The 24,047-nt window shown below is 28.9% G+C and carries 18 protein-coding genes, 2 tRNA genes and 1 other annotated feature; of the genes, 3 read left to right on the forward strand and 17 right to left on the reverse strand.

Annotation, left to right across the window (positions count from 1 at the left end):
* Positions 1 to 5: 5 nt before the first annotated feature.
* Complete coding sequence (locus MENTO_RS03305) at positions 6 to 1,799, reverse strand: hypothetical protein (protein WP_099651431.1); 1,794 nt, start codon at positions 1,797 to 1,799, stop codon at positions 6 to 8.
* 256 nt (positions 1,800 to 2,055) lie between these two features.
* On the opposite strand from MENTO_RS03305, the gene rpsD reads away from it, so the two are divergent.
* A complete protein-coding gene (gene rpsD, locus MENTO_RS03310; RefSeq protein ID WP_099651432.1) occupies positions 2,056 to 2,682 on the forward strand; it encodes a 30S ribosomal protein S4 in 627 nt (208 codons plus the stop codon).
* A 251-nt stretch (positions 2,683 to 2,933) separates the two neighbouring features.
* Here rpsD and tyrS read toward each other — a convergent pair whose 3' ends face one another.
* Genes tyrS through ytpR form a run of 3 tightly spaced genes read right to left on the reverse strand, consistent with a single transcriptional unit; the run spans position 2,934 to position 5,827 of the window.
* Positions 2,934 to 4,175, reverse strand: coding sequence for a tyrosine--tRNA ligase (gene tyrS / locus MENTO_RS03315; protein ID WP_099651433.1), 1,242 nt, complete (start codon positions 4,173 to 4,175; stop codon positions 2,934 to 2,936).
* 11 nt (positions 4,176 to 4,186) lie between these two features.
* Positions 4,187 to 5,242: a nicotinate phosphoribosyltransferase gene (locus tag MENTO_RS03320; protein WP_099651434.1), complete on the reverse strand. Its 1,056-nt coding sequence runs from the start codon at positions 5,240 to 5,242 to the stop codon at positions 4,187 to 4,189.
* Positions 5,243 to 5,245: 3 nt separating this feature from the next.
* The gene (ytpR, locus tag MENTO_RS03325; RefSeq protein ID WP_099651435.1) at positions 5,246 to 5,827 is read right to left on the reverse strand and encodes a YtpR family tRNA-binding protein; all 582 of its coding nucleotides are present in this window, start codon (positions 5,825 to 5,827) and stop codon (positions 5,246 to 5,248) included.
* 77 nt (positions 5,828 to 5,904) lie between these two features.
* Here ytpR and MENTO_RS03330 point away from each other — a divergent pair, with 77 nt between their 5' ends.
* Both MENTO_RS03330 and MENTO_RS03335 read left to right on the forward strand, forming a co-directional pair.
* A complete protein-coding gene (locus tag MENTO_RS03330; protein ID WP_099651436.1) occupies positions 5,905 to 6,735 on the forward strand; it encodes a DegV family protein in 831 nt (276 codons plus the stop codon).
* Between the two features lie 8 nt (positions 6,736 to 6,743).
* Positions 6,744 to 7,595: a DegV family protein gene (locus MENTO_RS03335; RefSeq protein ID WP_099651437.1), complete on the forward strand. Its 852-nt coding sequence runs from the start codon at positions 6,744 to 6,746 to the stop codon at positions 7,593 to 7,595.
* 54 nt (positions 7,596 to 7,649) lie between these two features.
* Here the strand turns inward: MENTO_RS03335 and MENTO_RS03340 are convergent.
* The 13 genes from MENTO_RS03340 to MENTO_RS03400 form a co-directional block, all read right to left on the reverse strand.
* Positions 7,650 to 7,725 (reverse strand) — tRNA-Trp (locus MENTO_RS03340).
* A gap of 44 nt (positions 7,726 to 7,769) precedes the next feature.
* Positions 7,770 to 7,845 (reverse strand) — tRNA-Trp (locus tag MENTO_RS03345).
* A gap of 61 nt (positions 7,846 to 7,906) precedes the next feature.
* Entirely contained in the window at positions 7,907 to 8,368 is a 462-nt protein-coding gene (locus MENTO_RS03350) for a Fur family transcriptional regulator (protein WP_099651438.1), read from the reverse strand.
* Positions 8,369 to 8,371: 3 nt separating this feature from the next.
* Positions 8,372 to 8,596, reverse strand: a complete 225-nt coding sequence (locus MENTO_RS03355; protein ID WP_099651439.1) for an acyl carrier protein — start codon at positions 8,594 to 8,596, stop codon at positions 8,372 to 8,374.
* A 30-nt stretch (positions 8,597 to 8,626) separates the two neighbouring features.
* Entirely contained in the window at positions 8,627 to 8,962 is a 336-nt protein-coding gene (locus tag MENTO_RS03360; RefSeq protein WP_099651440.1) for a hypothetical protein, read from the reverse strand.
* Complete coding sequence (locus MENTO_RS03365; protein ID WP_099651441.1) at positions 8,949 to 10,079, reverse strand: hypothetical protein; 1,131 nt, start codon at positions 10,077 to 10,079, stop codon at positions 8,949 to 8,951. Before MENTO_RS03365 ends, MENTO_RS03360 begins: the two co-directional genes overlap by 14 nt.
* A gap of 75 nt (positions 10,080 to 10,154) precedes the next feature.
* Complete coding sequence (locus tag MENTO_RS03370; RefSeq protein WP_099651442.1) at positions 10,155 to 11,108, reverse strand: L-lactate dehydrogenase; 954 nt, start codon at positions 11,106 to 11,108, stop codon at positions 10,155 to 10,157.
* Positions 11,109 to 11,265: 157 nt separating this feature from the next.
* Positions 11,266 to 15,030 (reverse strand): DNA-directed RNA polymerase subunit beta', encoded by a 3,765-nt coding sequence (rpoC, locus tag MENTO_RS03375; protein WP_099651443.1) that lies wholly within the window; start codon positions 15,028 to 15,030, stop codon positions 11,266 to 11,268.
* A 9-nt stretch (positions 15,031 to 15,039) separates the two neighbouring features.
* Entirely contained in the window at positions 15,040 to 18,894 is a 3,855-nt protein-coding gene (gene rpoB / locus MENTO_RS03380) for a DNA-directed RNA polymerase subunit beta (protein ID WP_099651444.1), read from the reverse strand.
* Between the two features lie 14 nt (positions 18,895 to 18,908).
* Positions 18,909 to 20,066: a hypothetical protein gene (locus MENTO_RS03385; protein ID WP_099651445.1), complete on the reverse strand. Its 1,158-nt coding sequence runs from the start codon at positions 20,064 to 20,066 to the stop codon at positions 18,909 to 18,911.
* Positions 20,067 to 20,305: 239 nt separating this feature from the next.
* The gene (gene rplL / locus MENTO_RS03390) at positions 20,306 to 20,674 is read right to left on the reverse strand and encodes a 50S ribosomal protein L7/L12 (protein ID WP_099651446.1); all 369 of its coding nucleotides are present in this window, start codon (positions 20,672 to 20,674) and stop codon (positions 20,306 to 20,308) included.
* Between the two features lie 60 nt (positions 20,675 to 20,734).
* Positions 20,735 to 21,235, reverse strand: coding sequence for a 50S ribosomal protein L10 (gene rplJ, locus MENTO_RS03395; RefSeq protein WP_099651447.1), 501 nt, complete (start codon positions 21,233 to 21,235; stop codon positions 20,735 to 20,737).
* A gap of 22 nt (positions 21,236 to 21,257) precedes the next feature.
* Positions 21,258 to 21,423: a sequence feature (ribosomal protein L10 leader region), on the reverse strand.
* 36 nt (positions 21,424 to 21,459) lie between these two features.
* Positions 21,460 to 24,006, reverse strand: a complete 2,547-nt coding sequence (locus tag MENTO_RS03400; RefSeq protein WP_099651448.1) for a hypothetical protein — start codon at positions 24,004 to 24,006, stop codon at positions 21,460 to 21,462.
* Positions 24,007 to 24,047 lie beyond the last annotated feature (41 nt).

A 24,047-nucleotide genomic window follows, 5' to 3' on the forward strand; every position in this document is an offset into this window, starting at 1 on the left:
CTATTTTAGCTAATAGCTATATTTTTTGAGTTTAGTTTACTCAATATAATAACATTGTCTTTTAAACACTCAATGTAATTTTCATCTTGCAATTTTTCCAAAGATTTTGAAATACTTTTGTCAATTGATTCAATTCCACCAAAACGGTTTAAATATGAAAGTGATACTTCGGAAAGCTTAGCTAAATAAATTGTTGACGCCATATCATTTTTCATAATTGCGAAACTTATTATTTTAGCATCCAAAAATTGTATCATTTCATCATATTTATCTCTATCATAAAATAATTCTGGATTATTTTTTACATTTTTTTCAGATTTTTCTAATATTTTAAAACCTGTATTTATATGCTCTTGAAAAGTTTTTAAAATTGATATGTTTGGATTTTTTGCAATTAATACTTCCATAACAACAAGAACTTTTTTTAAACTTATATTTCTAGATTGAATTTCATTAATTATTTCATTCTTAGATGTCAATTGAGCTCTGATAACTCTTAAGTTTTCAAATGACAAAAATATCTTTGAAATTATATCCATTAAATTTGAACCTTGTTTTGCATATAAAAGTTTTTGAAAAGATGTTTCACTAATTGCAAACTCTTCTAGTAAGTTTGCATATTTCTCATTCTGTTCTTTAATTATTTGTTCTACAGATAATATTTTTGTTCTAATACTATTTATATTTGCAACATTATTACCGAACTGTTTATTTATGCTTCAAATATCATAAAGAGAAGTGATTTCATTTTGAATTGAAGAAAAAGAATTCTTAATAACTTTTTGACTATTTTCAATAAATTGTTTAATAGCTGTTTCATATTTCATATTTATTTCAAATCCTCTAATTTGAGCTAATAAAGTTTCTGAATTTTCATAAGCTCTTTCAATGTTCAAAGAATATATTTCTCTTTTGATAGTTATTGATAGGTTTTTATAAAAATCTGAAATAGATGAAAACTGTGATCTCCTATTATTTTTTTGAAGTTCGTTATTTGTTGAAATCTGAAAAATTGATTTAGCAATTTCATCTAACTTATTTTTCAATTGATTATCAACCAAATAAATCATTTTTTCAGTGTGATCTATAATTAAAATTAATTTAGAAATAATTTCATAAGCTTCTTTAAGGTTTGCTATTGCTTCATTAAATTTTGAATTTTGAATTTCTGCACCAGCCAATTCAATGCAAGAGTTCAAGTTATATAAAAAATTTGCATTTAAAGAATTTCGACTTCAAACATCATTCGAAATTCCATTTTTTGCTTTGATTAATGTTTTAATATTATTTGTTTCTTCAATAACACTTATGTATCAGTCTCTTGCAATTTTTTGCATTTCTAAAATTTGTTCAATATTATTAACTATATTTACTGTATCTGTTTGCAACGCGTATGAATTGTCAAATATTTTTTTTGCTTTTAAATAATTTCCTATTGTTGGTTTTGGTTTATAGTTGTTTGCATTAAACATTTTTGTTGTTTGATCAGCAAGTTCTACAAATCTTTCAGCAAATATATTGTAATAGTTTCTTAGTAATATTTTAAAAGTGGGTTCTAGAAATTTATTTTCTTTATTATGTAATGATACTTTATGAAAAATTTTTATTTTTACAAATAAAGGTGATGAATTAACAAGTTCAAGTTTTCTAGAACTTTCATATGTATACTCAACAGTTTTTTTATAAATAACTAAAGCTATTAGTGTTCCTATTAATCCAAATAATGAGACCACTACTAATATAATACCAACCATAAATAAGGCTGTTTGTTTACTTGATAAAGTTGCCATTAAATTCATGAAATCACCACTTTTCTACTATATATTATTATAACAAATATATTTAATACATTTGTTGTTGAAAGTAATCTAGTTTATATATATAATATTAAAGTTATTGTTTATATTCTGCGGATGAATATTTACTAAAAACTGTTTACACTTATTATAATTTAAAAGTAACTCTTGGCAGTAAGAGCGAATTAGTAAACTGGTTAGTAAGGAATTCATCAAAGACTATTTTTAATAACGCTATTTTTAAAAAAGGAGATAACGTATGTCAAGATATACAGGATCAACATTTAAAAAAGCAAGAAGATATGGTTTCTCAATTCTTGAGAATGGTAAAGAATTTAGCAAAGGTAAAAAAAGAGTAACTACTCCAGGTCAACATGGTAAAGACAAAGCTCGTTTAAAAATGAGTGGATACGGTGCTCAATTACAGGAAAAACAAAAAGTTAAATTCATGTATGGAATGACTGAAAGACAATTCAGAAATACATTTGCTAGAGCTAAAAAAGTTCACGGTGGAATTTTAGGAACAAACTTCCTAGTATTATTAGAATCAAGATTGGATAACATTGTTTTCCGTCTTGGATTTGCAATGACTAGACAAGCTGCTCGTCAATTAGTAAACCACGGACACATTTTAGTAAATGGTAAAAAAATAGACATTCCTTCATACCAAGTAAAACCAGGTGATTCAATTGAAGTTAAAGAAGCTATGAAGAAAAACGATAAAATTGCTGAAGCATTACAAAATAATGAATCAACAGTTGAATTCGTTAAAGTAGACAAAGCTAACTTAAAAGGGCAATTTGTAAGACTACCTGAACGTCAAGAATTAAACGTAGAAATCAACGATGCTTTAATTGTTGAATGATACAACCGTTTAATTAAATAATAATTAAACAAATTAAAACACCGGTGATCATCACTGGTGTTTTTTTATCTTACATTATATAAAACTCATCCTTAGATGAGTTAATTTTGTTTTGAGAGAAAAAATAAAATGTAAATTTGATAATAAAAGTATATATAAATGAAAAGATTTAAAAACTGCTTTAGCAATTTTTATGCGGGGGGATAAATACTTATCCCCTATTTTTATTATATATATTTTTTTCCAAATGTTAAATAATATTTTGGAATTTTTTATTTTAAATTTAGTAAATAGTATTTTCTCTTACCTTTTTTAACAATAATTTTGTTATCTTTAATAGTTTTAACTTCACTTAAATGCATATTTTCATTAATAATAACCTCATCATTAAAGGATATTGCTCTTGAACTAATGAACTCTCTTGCCTCTCTTTTTGATGTTGCCGCATTGACATTAACAATTGCTTCAATTGCCAATGTTGTTTTTTCAACATCAACTGTTGGGATTGATTTAATTGCTAATTCTAAAAGATCATCATCTAAATTTAAAATATTTCCTGCGAAAAAAGCCTCAGTTAACTTAATAGCTTTATTTAATTCAGCTTCACCATGAACAAATTTAGTTACTTCTGAAGCCAGAGTTTTTTGCATAGTTCTTAAATGCGGTGCCTCTTTATGTTTTAACTCTAATTCTGAAATTTCTTCTTGTGTTAGGAAAGTTAAAAATTTTAACATTTTTACACAATCATTATCGTCTTGATTGATTCAGAATTGATAAAAATCATAAACACTAGTTTTATTTGCATCTAATCAAACAGCACCAGATTCGGTTTTACCAAATTTTTTTCCATCAGATTTTGTTAATAACGGAATTGTAAATCCAGCAGCTTCAGTATTAGCTGATCCCACTCTAGTAGAAATATAATCCGTTCCACTTGTTATGTTTCCTCATTGGTCACTTCCACCAATTTGAACTTTACAATTATATTTTATATATAAATTATAAAAGTCATACGCTTGTAACATAGTATATGAAAACTCTGTTACAGATAAACCAGTGCTTATTCTAGTTGCAATCGAATCTTTGTTTAATAAATAACTAATGTTGAAATCTTTTCCAACGTCTCTTAAAAAATCAATTAATGACATTTTTCCTAGTCAATCAGCATTATTAGCAAATGTAACATCTGGAATAATTCTTAAAAGTTGATTTTGAATAGCATTTGCATGAAATTTAACTTGTTCATCAGTTTGTAATTTTCTTTCGTCTGCTTTAAATGATGGATCACCAATCATACCTGTTCCACCACCAATTAAACCGATTGCTTGAAATCCAGCTTGATCAAATCTTTTAAGTGTAACTATCATCATTAAATGACCAACATGTAATGAGTCAGCAGTTGGGTCAAAACCACAATAAACAGCAGCTCCATCTTTCTGAGCTTTTAATAGTCTTTCTTCATTTGTGATTTGTTTGACCAATCCTCGTCATTCTAATTCTTTAATTATGTTCATAAATTCTCCTTTTATTTTATTTGTTTTAAACGGTCAGAAGGCATATTTTTTCTTCCAAATTTTGCCTGCTCTTTACCGTTTATTAGAACAGCATCACCTGTAAAGTTGTTATCTATTTTTGCTAGATATCCGCCAACTCCATATATATCAACAGGTACGTTGTTTGCTTCAAATTCTTTAATTTTTTCTGCTGTTAAGCCCGAAGAAACAATTATTTTTACATGTGTGTTTCCAGTTTTATCAAGCGCGTTTCTGACTTCTTTAATTAAATATTCATTTACACCATATAAATTAGCATTAGCGGGGTATTTCATTTTATTTTCTTCTAAATATTTATCAATTAAATTTCCTGAAGTATCAATTCTGACAGCTCATAACTTTTCTTTAAAATGATTAGCAACTTTAACGGCATCTCTAACACAATCATTATTGTAATCAATTAATGATAATAAATTACTTTCAGGAAAAGTTCTATAAAATGCTTCTGTAGCTTTTATAATATCTCCATCAAATGCCTGAATAAGAGCATGTGGCATTGTACCAGAAGGCTTTGGGATTGACTCATCATCAATCAATTCTAATGATGCTTCTGTAACAAAAAGTTTTATTCCACCAACTCATGATGAATATCCATCATTTGCCAAAGTCAAATAAGAATCAGCACGATCCATCATATTTAAAACGGGCTTACCATTCGCAGCAGAAACTATTTTTTTTGAATTTGTTGCTACAGAAGAATTTCTTGCTAATATTCCATCAATCATTCCTTCCAATCAACCAAAATTTGAATACTTACCTTCAATTTTTAAAACTGGTTCATTTGCATTAATAATATTTCCATCACTTAATGACCATATTTTCAAACTTTTATAGTCTTCACATGCAAACTCTAATAACTGTAAAACTTCATTTATGCCTGACAATGTAATATCATTTTTTCTTTGAAAAAATTGCATAGTTACAATGGAATTAGAAAGTTGATTTTCTATAATAGTTCTTGTTTTCTTGAAATAGTCAGCAATATAGTAACCATTTTTAATTCTTTTATCAAAAAGTATTTTTTTCATAAATTATCCTTTAAACTCTGCTCCTAAAGCGTTATGGTATTTTTCATCTAATTCGATAATTCCATCTGAATTAAATTTTGCTTCTTCTATGCCTAATTCTTTAGCACTACATAACATACCTTCAGAATCAAATCCTCTTAGTTTCCCTTTAACTATTTGCATACCATTTGGCATTCAACTTCCGTCAGTGGCTACAACAACATAAATGCCTTCTCTTGCATTTCTTGCTCCACATACAATTTTTAATATTTCCGATTTAATGTCTACTTCACACGCACTTAAATGTGTGTCGGGTATTTTTTCACATTTAATGATTTTGCCTATTACAAACTGAGGTAAATTTTGTAATTTTATTACATCTTTTAATTCAGAGTTGATATATTCATAAATAACAGGTTCATTTATTATAAAACTTTTATTTATTTCTTTTTTTACATTAAAAATATTTATTCCAACAATTTCATCTTGATTTTTCAAAATAACAATATTTTTAATTTTTTCTGATGTTGTTATAGGTTTATTACTGAAAGTTAGCAATAAACAATTGAATTCTTTGTTATAAAATACTCCAAATTTTGTACTCATACATTCACCTCTATTTTAATAATTTTATTAATATTATATAATTAAGTTATTAAAAAAGCACTACAGGAGGTTAGATTATGAAAATAGCTATTTTAACTGACTCATCATTTGATGGGAATTTAAAAAGTTTTAAAGATTTGTACCAGGTTCCTCTACTGATTGTTGAAGAAGACGGTACAACGCATTTTAGTGATGATAAGTTAGACGATAACTTTTTTTATGACTTATTAGACAAACAGATTCTAAAGACCGCACAAACCACACCGGGGGAAATGTTAAAAGTCTGAGATAAACTTTTAACTGAATATGATCAAATAATATTCTTACCTTTATCAAAAGGATTGAGTGGACAATTTAGTACTTACAGAATGATAAGTGAAACCGAAAAAGAATATAAAGGAAAGGTTTTTGTTTGTGATACTAACGGAGTAAGTATCGTTAATCAAGAATTTGTAAAAAAAGTTGCCTTTTGAATTGCACAAAATAAAAAAGGTTTTGAAATAATGGAACTAGTTTCAAAATCAAATGAAGATTTTATAGGTTACATTATTCCAAAATCATTGGATACGTTGAAGCGTGGTGGAAGAATAAGCCCTGCAGCTGCTAGTTTAGCAAAAATGCTAAAAATTGTACCAATACTTAGATATGATGGGAAAATTGATAAAGAAGCTACGGCAAGAACTTTTAAAAAAGCTATTAACGAAGCTTTAGATTTGATTAAGAAGAATGCAAAAGGTGTTAAAACTGTCGATATTTCTTATTCAAGAATGGAACCAGAAACATTAGCAGAAATTGTTAAAATAATTGAAGAAAAAGGATTTACTATAAATTTAAAAAGTCAGATAACAAGTGTTATCGCAGCGCACACGGGCAAAGAAACATTAGCTATAGCAGCTTGAAAGAAATAGGGGGATTTATGAAAATAGTTATTTTATTAGACAGTTCAGGAACTAATTCATCAGAAAAAATAAAAAATAAAAATATTGAAGTTTTACCGTTACATTTTACTTTTCCTAATGGAACAGATATGTTAGATACACCAAAAGAAGTAAAGGAAAAAAACATTATTAAACTTATTTCAGAAGGCGTTGACATTAAAACAAGTCAAGCTAGCCCGGGTGAAGTTGAAAACAAATATGATGAACTTTTAAAAACTTATGATCATATTTACCATATACCTATTACTGGTAATTTATCAAGTATGTTACAAACAGCTATGATGGTTTCAAGAGATGATAAGTATATAGGAAAAGTAACTGTTTATGAAAACTTAAACATTGCTGCTCAAGCAATAGAGCAAACAGCTCTTTACATTACTAATTTAATTGAAAAAGGGGTTATCGAAACTCCTGAACAAATCACTGAAGCTATTAAGGATTACGAAAAATCTATTTACATCGCAATCCTTCCTGGTGATCTTAAAAGATTAACAAGTGGTGGAAGAGGAAAAAAGGCAGTTACAACCGTTTTAAACCTTTTAAAAACTAAAGTTTTAATTAAATGAGAAGCTGAACCAAAAAAAGAAGCAATGGGTAGAACTATCCATTCAATTATGGAAAGAATTACAAAAGTTTACCATGATAAATATACTAAAGGTTATGAAATGGTTTTTGTCAGAACCCCATTAACATCTTCAAAAATATATGAAGCTGCAAGAACTGCGTTAATTGAAGCCAAAGTTAATTTTTCAGAAGAACTAATCCCTAATATTTATACAGCTCATGCTGGTGTTGATACAATAGGATTTATTATTACTAAAACTATATAAGAAAAAATGTTTAACATGGTATTGACCTTGTTAAACATTTTTTTACTTATAGATTGGCAGAGGTAACAAGACTCGAACTCGTGACACTCGGTTTTGGAGACCGATGTTCTACCAACTGAACTATACCTCTAAAAAAAGTACTCTTACCTATGAGAGTACTTTGAATTTTTATAATGGCAGGGGCAGCAAGACTCGAACTCGCGACACTCGGTTTTGAAGACCGATGTTCTGCCAACTGAACTATGCCCCTATTAAACACTTAAATATTATAAATAAAAAAATACCTTTTTTCAATCTTAATATATAAAGCGCTAATTTCTTTTTTTAATACAACTTTCACAAATAACATGTAATTCAATTTTTACATGCTCAAGCATCTGCTTCTTATCCAAAATTAAGTCTCTAAATTCATCAAAATTTATATTTGTTATTTTGTCTGCAGATACATGCTCAATGTTTCCACAATTGTCACATTTAATGTGTGCTGATTTATTTGTTGAAAGTTCATATCAAATATTTTTTCCATCAAATGTATTTGAGGTTATAATGTGTTCCTTCAATAATAAATCAATTGTATTATAAATACTTGCTAAATTAACATTAGCTAAAATTTTTTCAAGCTTTAATGTCAGCTGCTGAATATTTATATGTTCTGATATGATAATAAGTTTAATTATGTTAGACCTTATTTCAGTTATTTTAATTGAATTAACTTTTAGTTGCTCAATAATTTCATTATATTTTGCTTGCTGAGCTTTATTTAACTTTAACATAAATTATTTTGTTAACTCTGTAATAACATTTTCTAAATCTTTGATTGTTTTAATTTCTAAAAGTTTATCATCAGGAACAAATATTGATAAACGGTCCTCTAAAACTGTAATCATATCCATTAAATCTAATGAATCTAGACCGATTGTTGAAAACTGAGTTTCAGCTGTTAGATTTCCTTTTGCACCTTTGTTTTTTAATTCTTTAATAATTTCGTTATGTATATTCATTTTTATCACCTAAACAAATTATAACATTTATTATGCTTTTTCTAATTGGTAATATCACTTATAACTTTTAAATTCATTTCATATATTCACTTCAATCTTATTATCTTTAAAAGTAAACTTTATATCCTTTATATGCTCTTGATTTTCCATCTTAAGAAGAAAAGAACTAATGAAAATATCTCTATTTATATTTCCATCTTTATCTACGAAAGTGTGTCATTCATTTTCTGTAAAAACAACTTTTTTAATATTTAAGTTATCGACTTTATTTGAACCAAAAAAATTGGCTGAAACAATAGCAAAGTATAAACTTGTTAGTCCTGAAACTAATAATAAAAGTATTAAGAATTGTTTAAGTAATTTCATATTCTTTAACCACCTCCTTTATTTCATCAGCTGTTAACAAAGTTAAAATTGATCAAAATTCATTTGTAAATCTATAAATAAAATTTTTACCTTCCTGAATTTCAAATTTTATTGAATCAATAAATTTAAAATCACTATAAGATTTAATTGGCAAAATAATATCAATATTTTCGCCAAAAATTTCCAATGTAACTTGAATATTTTGATTTTTATTTCAATTAAATGGATTCAAGAATAATCCTACTTCACCCTTGTCTAGAAGTACCTTTTTATTTTTTTCATCCAGAAACGAGTTTTCAAGGTAAACCAAATTTATAGATTCCTGGCTTTCTATTAGTTTTGGTTTTAATTCGCCTGAATAAAAATTTTTAAAATCTTTTTCATTATTAAATTTAAACTCGCTTAGTTTGACAGCTGGGAATATTTTGTTATTTTTTATTTGTTGTATTTCATCAATTAGTATTTGATTAAAATTAATTATGTCTTTATTTTTATCAATATATTCTATATTAATTTTGCCTAGCTCAGAATACTGTTTATTGACTTCAAATTTAGGAAATTTAAGATCAACATTAGCTTCCACTAGGCACTCTGATGTTCATTTTTTTTGCTTACTTTTGTTATCATAATAAGTTAAATAGTTGACCAAATTTAAATTTATTTTATTATCAACTTTGGCAAATTTTGAATTAAGGCTAATTGTGCCCTTTGATTTATAATTTAAGCTATTGAAATCATGACTCAAACCAAAATTCAAATTTATTGAATGCTCTTGTTTCAAAGAAAGTGGTATTTCATACACAAAAAATATTTTATTTTGATTATTTATTATGTGGCTTTTTGGTATAACAGAAGATGGTTTAATTTCTTTTAAATCCGATGTAAAAAGTTTAAAATCTAAGTTTTGGATATTATAGATTTGCTCATATTGCTCAGTGTTAGCTATATTTGGATTTAAATTTAAAGAAACAAGCATCTTATAATAGCTATTTTTATTAACGACATAAGGTTTGTTAAAAAATGCAATTTCAGGTGCTAAAAAAGATTGCATATTATTAGAAGTAATTGTTTCAACTATAATATCACTATTAAGTTGTTGTTCTGTTTCTACTAGCATTTTATTCACCTCATTTATAATTAAGGAAAAAAAATAAAAAAAATAAGATGACAATCATCTTATTATTAATTTCAATTAAGCAATAGCTTCTTTTGCTTTTTGGTAAGTTGCATCTAAAGCATCACATGATTTCTTAAATGCATCTTTTTCTGCGTCTGTTAAGTCTCATTCGATGATTGTTTCTCATCCTTTTGATCCTAAGATTGCAGGAACTCCTGTGTAGAATCCTTTTTGTCCATATTCTCCGTTTAATTTAGCACCAACCATGAATGTTGTTTTTTCATCTCTCAAGATTGCTGATGAAATAGCAGCTAAACATACACCAATTCCGTAGTAAGTAGCACCTTTACGTTCAATAATTTCATATGCCATTCTAATAGCTCTTGTTCAGCATTCTTGCAAGTCAGCATCAGTAATTTTTCCTTCTGCTAAGTATTTACTAATTGGTTGTCCCATAACTGTTGCTTTTGAATAAGCAGCAACTGATGAATCTCCATGTTCTCCCATAATGTATGCGTTAACTGATTTTGGAGCCACATTTAATTTTTCAGCAACTAATCTTCTTAATCTAGCTGAGTCAAGAGTTGTTCCAGCTCCAACTACTGAATGTTCGTCATAACCAGTTACTTGTTGATAAACAGTTGTTAAAACGTCACATGGATTTGAAGCAATAACAGTTACTCCATTAAATCCTGATGCTTTAATAGCTTCAGCGATCCCTTTCATAATTCTTGAGTTATCAGCAATTAATTCTAATCTTGTTTCACCAGGTCTTTGAGGGCGTCCAGCTGTAATAACAATTAAGTCAGCATCTTTACAATCATCATAAGTTCCTGCTTTAATTGTAAATGGTTTGTCTAAAACAGCCATTGTATCTTGAATATCAATTGCGTTTCCTTCTGCAGCTTTTGTGTTAACATCAATTAATACGTATTCTTCAGCTAACCCTTGGTTAACTGCTGAGTAAATAAATGACATCCCAACAGCTCCAGTACCAACTAACACAACTTTGTTTGAAGTTTTTTTCATAATTTAAATTCTCCTTTAATTATTTCTCTCTATACAATAATTATATTCTCTATGTTATAAAAAATTAAGTATTTTAGAATAGAAAATTACAATTTATAAGTGTTAATTAAAGTAAACAAAAAAGTGTTACCTTTCGGTAGCACTTTTAAATTAAATACTAGTATTCGTTTTTGTGGTATTCTTCAGCAATTTCCATTACTTCTTCAATTCCAGTTAAACCTGTTCCTGCAGGAATTAAGTTTCCTAGCATAATATTTTCTTTCAGACCTTCTAATTTATCTTCTCTTCCTTTAATAATTGCGTCTGTTAACACACGCGCAGTATCTTGGAATGAAGCTGATGATAATCAAGATTCTGATTTCAATGGAGCTTTTTTAATACCTAAAATTTGGTTTTTTGCAACCGGAGGTACTTTACCTTCACGGATACATTGAGTAACTACTTCTTTAAATTTTTGTTGAGTTACAATTTCACCTTGTAGTAAATGAGATTCACCACTTTGGATAACTTTAACTTTGTTTAGCATTTGTTTTACAATAATTTCAATATATTTATCTGAAATTTCAATACCTTGTAAACGATAAACTTTTTGAACTTCTTTTAAGATGTAGTTTTGTACAGCTGTAGTTCCAGCAACTTCTAATAGATCATGTAAGTTAATTGAACCCTCAGTAAGTTTTTTACCTGGTTTAACTTCATCACCTTTATTAACTCTTAATACAGCGTTATACATTGTTTTGTATGGTTTATCAATTTGTGTTCCATTAACTTCTTCAGTAACAATAATTGTATTAATCCCATTTTTGTTAATAATATCTGTAACAACTCCAGCTTTTTCAGCAATAATAGCAACTGAACCTTTTTGAGTTGTAACGTCAAGTAATTCTTTAATACGAGGAAGACCTTGAGTAATATCAGCGTCCCCTGCAACCCCTCCGGTATGGAAGGTACGCATTGTAAGTTGAGTTCCTGGTTCACCAATTGATTGAGCAGCAATAACCCCAACAGGCTCTCCAATTTTAACTAATGATGCTGTTGCCAAGTTACGTCCATAACATCTTTGACAAACACCTTTTTGGTTATCACAAGTTAGTACTGAGCGAATTGTTACTTTTGTAATTCCAGCAGCAATAATCGCTTCAGCTTCTTTTGATTCAATTAAAGTATCTTTAGCAATTACAACATTACCTTTAATATCTTTAATGTCATTAAATGAGTAACGTCCAACGATTCTGTCTTTTAATGGAACAATAACGTTGTTATGTTTTGTATCAATAACTGCTTCAATTTCAAATCCTTTGTTTGCTTTACAGTCTTCGTTAACAACAACAATTTCTTGTGAAACGTCAACTAAACGACGTGTTAAGTAACCTGAATCGGCAGTTTTTAAGGCTAAATCGGCCATCCCTTTACGAGCACCGTGAGTAGAAACGAAGTATTCAGAAACTGATAAACCTTCACGGAATGATGATTTAATCGGAATTTCTTTAATATCCCCTTTAGTATCGTTCATAAGCCCACGCATACCAACAAGTTGTGTGAAGTTAGAAACGTTACCACGGGCTCCAGAGTCCGCCATCACGAAAACAGGGTTTTTAGTATCTTGTTTTAATACTAACTCAAGTCTTTTTTGAATGTCATCTTTAACATCAGATCAAACTTCGATAACACGGTGTTTTTTCTCTTCTTTAGTTAACATCCCTTCGTTGTAGAAACTTGTAATTTCTGCAACTTTTTGATCAGCCTCAGCAAATTCTTCATATTTATGTTTAAAGGCAACAACGTCACCTGCTGAAATAGTTGTTCCAGATTTTGTTGAATATTTAAATCCTAAATCTTTCATTTTATCTAGCATTTCAGCAGTTTTTCTTGCTCCAAAATTGTTAAAGTAAATTTCAATAATAATTGATAATTCTTTTTTCTTAATTGGAGAAACAATAGTGTACTCTGCAATGGCTTCATTGATATCTTTTGAGAAATCAAAGATAAATGAATTTACAGCTTCTCTTGCATCATGAATACTTGATGAATTAATTCATGGGAATGAATCATCAAAAATTTGGTTGAATAAGATTTTACCAACTGTTGTTAATAAATAACCTTTTCTTTGCTTATCATTGAATTTTTCAGTTGGTAATGCATCAACAGCAATTCCAATGATCGCGTTTAATGAAACATTACCAGTGTCGAATGCATTGATTGCTTCAGTAATTTCAGCAAACATTGTTCCTTCACCTAATTGATTTTTTTCTTCAAAAGTAGCATAGTAGTTACCTAAAATAATATCTTGCCCCGGAGTAACAATCGCTTTTCCATCTTTAGGTCCTAAAATAGCGTTTGATCCCAACATTAAAGCTCTAGCTTCAGCAACAGCTTCTTTTGTAATTGGAACGTGAACAGCCATTTGGTCCCCATCGAAATCGGCGTTAAACGCAGTAGTTACAAGTGGGTGAAGACGAATTGCTTTCCCTTTAACTAATTTAGGTTCAAATGCTTGGATACCAAGTCTGTGAAGAGTAGGAGCACGGTTTAATAAAACTGGTCTATCTTTAATAACGTGTTCTAAGGCTTCTCAAATTTTTGGATCATTTTGTAAAATCATTTTTTCAGCAACTTTAACGTTTTCAGCATATTCATGTTCTTGTAATCATTGAATTACAAATGGTTTGAATAATGTTAAAGCCATTTCACGAGGAATACCTGCTTGATACATTTTTAAGTCTGGTCCAATAGCAATAACTGAACGACCTGAGTAGTCAACACGTTTTCCAAGTAAGTTTTGACGGAAACGCCCTTGTTTCCCTTTAAGCACACTTGTTAATGATTTCAATGGACGTTTATCTTTTCCTTGAATTGGACGTGGCTTACGTTCATTGTCTAGTAATGCATCAACAGCTTCTTGTAACATACGTTTTTCGTTGTTGATAATAATTGATGGTGCACCCATTTCTTTAACTTTTAGTAGACGTTCATTTCTAATGATAATACGACGGTATAAATCGTTAATTTCAGAAGTTGTAAATCTTCCACCATCCAATTGAATAATAGGACGAATATCTGGTGGAATAACTGGTAATACGCGTAACACCATTCATTCTGGTTTTTGATTTGAACGTTTTAATGATTCTAAAATATCTAATCTTTTTAATAATTTTGAATTATCAGCGTTTGGTCCAATAGCATCTAAAGTATTTTTTGTAATTTCGATTTCTTTATCTAAATCAATTTGTTTTAATAATTCTTCAATTGCAGAGGCACCAATACCAAATTTAGCATCAGTATATTTTGAAATTAAAGCAGTAGCTTCATCGATTGAGAATGGAATAGTTGGATTGTTTAATTCTTCTAATAATCTTTCAGCTTTTAATGTATCTCTATGATCTTTATCATTAATTAAAGCAATAATTTCTTCAATAGCAGGTCTTAATTTGCTACGAGTTTTTTGTGATTTTGAAACTCCTAAATCTAAAACTTCTTTAGCTGCAAAATGTTTTGATGTTCCTGGATCTAAAACGATGTGAGAAACAAAGTAAACAACTTCTTCTAATTCTTTAGATTTTAAGTCTAATAATGATGCGATTCTTGATGGAGATACTTTAACCATTCAAATATGAGTAACAGGTTCTGCTAATTCAATGTGCCCCATTCTTTCACGACGCACGATTGATTCAGTTAATTCAACACCACATTTTTCACATTTTTTCCCTTTATTCATAGGGTTAGCTTTTTTGAATTTTCCACAAAAACATTCATAGTTTTTAGTTGGTCCAAATATTTTTTCGTCAAATAAACCATCTTTTTCAGCCTTTAATGTTTTATAGTTAATTGTTTCAGGCTTAGTTACTTCTCCATGTGATCATGAACGAATAGTATCAGCACTAGCCAATTCAATTTTAATTACTTTATTGTTTTTATTTTCCATTTTGCCCTCCTATTCTTCTTCAAATGAAAGGTTAATTTCACTTTCATCCACTTCTTCAAAACTATCTAAGTCTTCAATTTCAACAAGTGATACTGAATCTTCAAAAGTTAATTTGTCAGTTGATGCATGCTTCATGCTTTCGTCATTAATTAAATCATTGTCATCATCATATGCATTAATTTGTGACTTATTACCTTTGTCGTCTAATAAGTAAATGTCAAACCCTAATCCCATAATTTCTTTTGAAAGAACATTAAATGATTCAGGTGTTCCTGGTGTAGGAATATTTTTTGATCTTACGATAGCTTCATAAGTTTTTGTACGACCTTTTAAGTCATCTGATTTAATAGTTAAGATTTCTCTTAGAGTATGAGCTGCCCCATAAGCTTCTAACGCTCAAACTTCCATTTCTCCGAAACGTTGTCCCCCGTTTTGTGCTTTTCCTCCAAGAGGTTGTTGAGTAATTAATGAATATGGTCCAACACTTCTTGCGTGAAGTTTGTCATCAACCATGTGTGAAAGTTTTAACATGTACATAACCCCAACAGAAATTGGTTTGTCAATTGCTTCACCTGTTTGACCATCAATTAATTTAACTTTTCCATAGTTTTCCATTCCAGCTTCAGCCATGATTTCATCTAAATCATTACTGTTAACTCCTTCGAAAACTGGAGTTGCAATTTTAACTCCTAATTTTTTAGCAGCCATTCCTAAATGGATTTCTAAAATTTGTCCAATGTTCATACGTGATGGAATCCCTTGTGGGTTCAATAGAATATCTACTGGTGTACCATCTTCTAAGTGAGGCATGTCTTCAACTGGTAATACTTTTGAGATAATCCCTTTGTTACCGTGACGTCCTGACATTTTATCCCCTTCTTGGATTTTACGTTTTTGAACAATATAAACTTTAATTACTTCTAGTACATCTGCTGGTAAATCAATACCATCTGGGTTCGCTGCTGATTTAGCTTTGAAACGTTTAACAGACTGAACAATTCCTTCTCCACCATTTGGAACTTTTAATGAGTTGTCTTTAACTGATCTTGATTTTTCTCCAAAGATAGCGTGCAATAATTTATCTTCTGGTGATAATTGAGTTTGTCCTTTTGGAGTTACTTTACCTACTAAAATATCTCCTGTTTTAACTTCAGTACCAATAGCTACAATTCCTTCGTTGTCTAAGTATTTTTTAGCATTGTCACTGATGTTTGGGATTTCTGAAGTGATTTCTTCAGCTCCTTGTTTTGTGTTACGAACTTCTAATACATATTCATCAATGTGTACTGAAGTAAATTTATCTTCCATGATAACTCTTTCAGACATAACAATAGCATCCTCGAAGTTGTATCCATTATATGTAGTAAAGGCAACAACAACGTTTTGACCTAAAGCTAACTCCCCATTATCAACAGATGGTCCATCTGCAATGATTTGTCCAGCTTCAATTGAATCACCAACTTTAACAATTGGTTTTTGAACAATTGAACTTCCATTATTTGAACGTTCAAAGTTTGCTAATGTATATGTTTTAATTCCCGCTTTTGATTCAACAGTTATTTGTTTTGCATCTACATATTTAACGATTCCGTTTTCTGCAGCAACAATACATACTCCTGAGTCTCTAGCTGCTTCAAATTCAATTCCTGTCCCAACAAATGGTGATTCTGGAACAATTGTAGGAACAGCTTGACGTTGCATATTGGCACCCATAAGTGCACGGTTGGCATCATCGTTTTCTAAGAATGGAATTGCTGAAGTAGCAACAGAAACAATTTGTTTTGGTGAAACGTCAATGAATTGAACTTCACTTACTTTAGCAATGTAATCATCACCTTTGTAACGTGAAACTACAGTTTCATCTAAGATTTTTCCATTTTCATCTTTTGTAACATTTGATTGAGAAATAATGTATTCTTTTTCCTCATCAGCTGATAAGTATTCGTGTTCATTTTGAATTACACCGTCAATAACTTTTAAGTAAGGTGTTCTAATGAACCCTAATTCATCAACGATTGCATAAGTTGACAAGTTGTTAATTAATCCAATGTTTGGTCCCTCTGGTGTTTCAATAGGACAGATTCTTCCATAGTGAGAAGGGTGAACGTCACGCACTTCTAAGCTGGCACGGTCTCTTGATAATCCCCCAGGTCCTAAAGCAGTCAATCTACGTTTGTTTGTTAATTCTGCTAGAGGGTTAATTTGATCCATGAATTGTGATAACTGTGATAAGTTGAAAAACTCTCCAATTACAGCAGTTAATGGTTTTGCATTAATGATTGTTGAAACTTTAACTTTATATAAATCACTTGTTGAAAGTTTTTCTTTAACGTTTTTATCAATACGTGTTAATCCCATTCTGAATTGATTTTGTAATAATTCTCCAACTGTTCTAACACGACGGTTAGCCAAGTTATCAATATCATCGTACTCACCAATGTTGTATTCTAATCCTAATAAGTAAGAAACAGTAGCTACAATATCAACAACTGTAATATGTTCTTCTTTTGAGTTAGGAGTAATTCCAACGATAGTAAATGTTTCGTCCTTTGAGTTATTGTCTTGGTAAACTTTAACTTTTTGGATTTGACGTGAACCAGGAATGTCTTCTCTGTATTCGATTGAAGAAACCATTACGCCATCTTGTGATAATGCTTCAGAAATTTCTTTAAAGTTTGCTTTAGAAACTTCGGTATTTTTAGCAACTAAAACTTTTCCATTTGCATCAACAATATCTTCAGCTAATATTCTTCCGATTAAACGGTTTTTAACAGCTAATTTTTGTTGCAATTTAAATCTTCCTGCTTTTGTTAAATCATATTTTCTACGGTCAAATAATAATCCGTTAATGTATTTTGAGGCTCCATCAGAAGTTGCTGTTTCACCTTGTCTAATTTTTTTATAAATTTCTTGAACATGTTGTGCTCAGTCTGCGTATGTATCACCAGTATCATTGTCATTTTTTAATGTTTCAACAATAACTTTATCTTTATCGTAAATATTTAAGATTGTATCTCTGTCTAATCCTAAAATCTTTAAGAATGATGTTGCAGTAGTTTTTCTTGATTTATCAATTTTAACAAATAATGAATTTGTTGTCTCAGCAGTTTTTTTAGTATCTGTTTCAAACTCTAATCAAGTACCACGACTTGGAATAATATCACCATTGTATAGGTTTTCCCCTGTCTTGTTGTTGATTTCTGTTTTAAAGTATGAACCAGGTGATCTAACTAACTGTGAAACAATAACTTTTTGTGAACCATTAATAACAAATGTTCCAGCGTCAGTCATCAATGGGAAGTCTCCAAAGAATACTTGTCCTCATTTTCTTACACTAACTTCAGCCACAACTAGATCTTCTTTTTCTTCTAAGATTGTAATTTGGAATAAGTCATTTTTTTCTGTACCTTTTAATTTAACATCAAAGAAATAAATGTTTTCTGTATTTTTAACAAGTGAAACATTCTTTGAATCTGTTTTTTCAGCAATTCAATTTGCTAAAACTTTTTTAATATCTTTTTCTACAATTTCTTCAAATTCTTTTGAGATGTCTTCAGTTTTTGTAAACATTAATTGTAAATCTACATAAATTGGAGCATCATAAATTTTTGATTGTTCTTTTGCTTTTGCTGGTGAAATTTTAGCTTCTTTAATTTCTCATCCTTCTAAGAAAAGAGATGCACTAGCATCATTTGAACTCATTGCAAAAAATTCGTTTAATACTTCATCAATTCCTTTTGTTTTGAATCATTCGAAAGTTTTTGTTTGAATTTCAATTAAGTTTGGTAATTCAAGATTACCTGAAACTTTTCTATAATCACGTCTTTCAACGCCACGGTTTACTTTTTTAATTTTATATGCCATGTTGTTTCCTTTCATTATTCTAAAATAAATTTATATTTGTTTAATTGCTTATCAGCAACCATAAAGTTTGCGTCATTTTTTGTAACTTTGACAATGTTAACGCTTTTGAGGTTTTCTAAAGCTTCCTTAATTTCTTGTTTTTTAATTCCTGAGTATCCTGCAATTTTTAATTTGTCAGTAATTCTTTTAACTGATACTTCCTTAGTTCTTTCAGTTAAAATAGTAATTAACACAATAAACTCATAATCACTTGGAAAAAATTTTGATCTGACTTCAGAATCTTGAGCTATCCACTCTTTGACTAGTGAAGATATAAATCCTCTTTTAACAGAATCTTTTAATTTATTTTTAATAAAAATTAAAAGTTCATTTACATTAAAACTATTAGTGATTGATTCATTGATTTTTTCAATTAGTTCTTCTCAATGATTTAGTAAATCAAAAATTCAAATCTCAAACATTTCTTTTTCTTTAGACTTGCTTAAGAATCAAAGACTCACAAGTAAAGCTATAGTTGAATTAAATTTTTGATAAGGTTGAATAATTAAAATCTGCAAGAAAATAATTATTGCTTTTGTGAAACCATCAAAAGAATTTTCTGGTACATCATTTATAAATTTAAACAATTCTTTTAGTTCTTGATCAATTGACTCAAAGTTTATTGTTATATCAGTTAATATTTTTTTATTATCAACTCTATAATAATTTGCTTTTCTGTCTAAATTAAATTCAGTGTTTCTAAATAGTATGTGAATTAGTAACTCAAAGTTATCTTCATTTATTTCAAAGTCAGCTTTTTTTACTAATCTAACTGCTTCAACTAGATTCAATGCAATCTTTTCTTTTTTAGTTTTAGCCTTCGCACCATTTTCAATTCTTCTAATCATGTTACTGATCGAAAGCATTGAAGAACTTTCTGCTAAATTTTCTAAAAACATTAATGAAGATATATTGCTCACTAGAACTAAATCTGAAAACTGCTGTTCATTTTTAAATGTATATGCTTGAAAGTAATTAGTTAAATACTTATCGCTTTCTATTTCTTCCATTGGTTCAAAATTCATTTTTTGCCCTATTGATAATGGGAAATTTACAGTAAAAAGGCCTTGCTCTTCAGCAATTTGATTCATTGAATCAATGATCTTCTTATTTAAAAAATAATTTAGACTCATTAGACTTCCTCCCAATATTTCTTTTGCAAAAAAATTGAGGATAGCAGAAGCTCTTAACTAACTAAACTATACTCGATTATTATATTATATATAAAACACCTTAAAAAATCAATTAAATATGTATTTTATAAGGTTTTTCAACAACTAAAACATCGTTTTTATTTTAGATTTAACTTTGTAAAGTAAAAATACCTCTAAGATCTCTCTTAGGGGTATTTTTTAAGAATTTAGTTGAAATACTATTTGTATTCTACTGATGCTCCTGCTTCAATTAATTGAGCTTTAATTGCGTCAGCTTCTTCAATTTTTACGTTTTCTTTAATAGCTACTGGTAATGTTCCGTCTACTAATTTTTTAGCGTCCATTAATCCTAATCCTGTAACTTCTTTAACTACTTTAATAACTGCAACTTTTTGTCCACCTGCATTTGTTAACATAATTGATACTTCTGATGGAGCTGAGTCAGCAGCAGCTGGTCCAGCAGCAACAGCAACACCTGCTGATGCAACAACGTCGAAGTGTTCTTCGATTGCTTTAACTAATTCGTTTAATTCTGTTAATTTCATTTCTTCTAATGCTTTAATAATATCTTCTTTTGTAATTGCCATGATTTTGGTCTCCTTTAATATATTTCTTTTTTGCTATTAATACATTTTTGATTATTTGTATTAGTCTTGTTTTGTATCAGCAACAGCATTAATTACAGCCATAACTTGACGTAATGGGTAAAGTAAGCTTGATGCAAACATTGAGTATAAATCTTCTTTTGATGGTAATGTAGCAACTTCCATAATTGCCGCAGTATCCATAGCTGCGCCTTCGTAAACTCCGGCTTTTAATTTTAATGCTTCATTTTCTTTTGCAAAGTTTGCTACTAATTTAGCAGCACCAATTGCATCTTCATTTGAGAAAACAAAAACATTTTGTTGAGTTAAATATTCGTTTAATTCTGTTAAATTTAATTGTTCAACTGCTCTTCTAACAAGTGAGTCTTTGTAAACTTTAACTTCGATACCTTGTTTTAAAGCTTGTCTTCTTAAATTTGACATTTGTTCAACTGTTAAGTGTTTGTATTCTGCAATAGCAACACCTTGAGCTGATTGAATTTTAGAAACAATCTCAGCAACGATTTCTGCTTTTTTAGCATGTGCAGGTCTATTTGTTGACATTCGTATTCCTCCTATTTTCTTATTTTGTAAAACAAAACCCTCGGTTCTTAATGCAAAGACCGAGGGAAACGTAAAAATACATTTTTTAAATTAATGTTTGATTTATTTAATAAATGTTTATTTTAATCCTCGGTAACAAATTAAGGGAATTTCCCAGTTACTGTCTTTGGTATTAATAGCCTTATTAATAATATCATATCAATTATTTATTTCAATAATTATCTTTAAACTTCAACATCATCGTTGCGTTTCATAATATCCATATCAGTTTCATTAGGAGGGAATACGCCATCATTTTGGCGTTTTTTATATCACTCAAATTGTCCCTCAAAAGGATGTAATCTTCTAACTTCTTGAGCCAGCTCTAAATAAATGTCTTCACTCATTTTATTTCAGTTATATTTAAATATTTTTCTATCTGATGTGAATTCAGCTAACTCATTAACTAATCCTAATGAGATCATTCCATCAACAACATGTTTGCCAATGAAACTTCCAAATCTTATTTCTCTGTTTCTGTTTTTTGCACCATATAATCCTATAGATACAAAGAATAAAGCGAAGATTAACAGTGTTCCTGCTTGTTGCATAATATATAAACTGTCAGTTAAATTAAATCCATTTTCTCCAACACCGTATATTATAGAACCTAATCCATGTAATACATATGTAAATTCTGCAATAAAACTAATTCTATGGAAAAACTCAAATTGCATAAATGAAGGGAATGTTCCTCAACCTGATGATATATTTATAACTAAGTATACAATAACTAAAACTTTTGAAATTGTTTCGTCTTTAAATAAGAACCACAATCCCTGAATTGTTAATACAAATATTAAATCTACAAATAGTAGCCATAATCAAACTGAAAGCATTGCAGCTGAACCGATTGCTATTCACCCAGTCAGAGAAAGCGCAATGGTTAAGGCTGTTACTTGAGTCATACCTGTAACTAACATTAATAATGTTTTTGATGTATATCATTTACCAGCTTTTAGTTTTTTGGTTCTTCTTGCTCTATCATAAATGAATGTTTGCATAAATGTTCCTACAAATAATCCAATTATTATAAAAAATTCGCCAATTCCAATACCATATATACCATTTTTTAAACCTGCAATTTCAATATTTACAACATCGAATTTATCAAAAAGCTTATGCTTAATTAATTCAATAGTTTTATTACTGATTGCGTTCAATAGTGCAATTTGATTTGTGAATCCATTTTTTGCAGCAAGCATATCCATATTTTTATTAAATTCTGTTATTGACACAGCATTTCGATTTAATTCATTAGCCTTTGAAGTAAATACTTCTTGAGGTTTTATTAATTTTAAACTAAATCCAGTTTTTTTAACTAATATAGAATTTATTTTTGGTAAATAAGTTTTAAAGTTAAATTTAAATTCTTCAATAAAACTATTATTTAATCCTGACACGATCACTTTGATAGCTGCTTCAGTTTTTTTATCTAATCCCAATTTATCTATATTATCTATGTTAATTCACATACTTTGTGAATCTGTAAATGGATCAATTCCATGCATTACATCATATAAGTATTTATTTACTATATGTGAATTATCATTTAAAAATAAAATATAACCCAGTAGTTTTGAATTAGTAAGATCTAATTTCAATATTTTAGCTAATTTTTGAATTTTTTGACTTTTCAAAAGTCCTGAAATGCTATTAGTTAAAATACCATTTGTTTTTTTAGCAGCATCTGGAGAAATTGTTGTTTCTTTTCTAATGTCTCCAAAAATAGTATTTTCAGATTTAACGTCATTAGATGATTCATTTGATTGATTTACAGCATCACTAATAACATATTGCTTACCTGCTTCAATTACAATATCAGAATTAGATACATTCCCTATATTTTGAGAAATTTTTACTATTTCATTTTTGGTTGGAATGTAACTAATTTGTTTATAAAAGTTTTTATAAACAATGTTTGAAATTAAAGATGGTATATTTTCACCTAAAAAATTCTCAATAGCTGAAACTATAAGTGCTGACTTCATTTCCATCATACTGTTAAGGTAATATCCAAAAATAAAGTTTCTTTCAAATGTTGTTCAAATGTTTATGTCAACTTTTTCGCTTTTTGGAACAGTGTTTTTATTCAAACTTGATCCTATTTGTTGGATTAGATATTCAGCGAATCCGTTCTCAATTTTAGCTTGCACATAATATTTTTTACCTTTTCATTGTTTATCAATTTCCTTTTGAGATGAAATATATCTTATATTTGTGAAAGCCATATCTTCTTTTAATTCAGGTGAAGAAAATACGTAATCTTCATCCTTAATATTTTTGTCTGTTTTTTCATTTAATGCTGATTTAATTATGTCTCATACATTAAATTGAAAAATATGACTTGCAAGTTCCTTTTCTGAAGAAATTTGCATATTTCCAGCGTTTGTATATAAAACTTTGTTTTGTTTGTCATAAGCAGAAGAAATTGCTTTTTCTTTACTTATAGATCCATCAACTGATTTATAATTATGATCAGTTAAAACACCGATCTTAAAATCAAAGTTTTCAATATCATTATTTTTATATACTCAGACTGTCTTGTCTTCGTTTAAAATAGCAACTGGTGCCTTTCCTAAATTAATTGTTGGGTTTCAAAAAGCTATTAAGCATGTAACTCCATACAATATAGGTATTAACGCAATACCAAAAAATTTAGAAATTCTTTTCACCGAAGACAGAACTCGAGATGAAAATTCATCTCGAAAACCTTTGATAATTCCTATCATATGTCTCCTTATAAATAAATGAACTTTATTAGTTCATATAT

Origin of the sequence: Mesoplasma entomophilum, assembly GCF_002804125.1 — a bacterium.
GTDB classification, from domain to species: domain Bacteria; phylum Bacillota_I; class Bacilli_A; order Mycoplasmatales; family Mycoplasmataceae; genus Mesoplasma; species Mesoplasma entomophilum.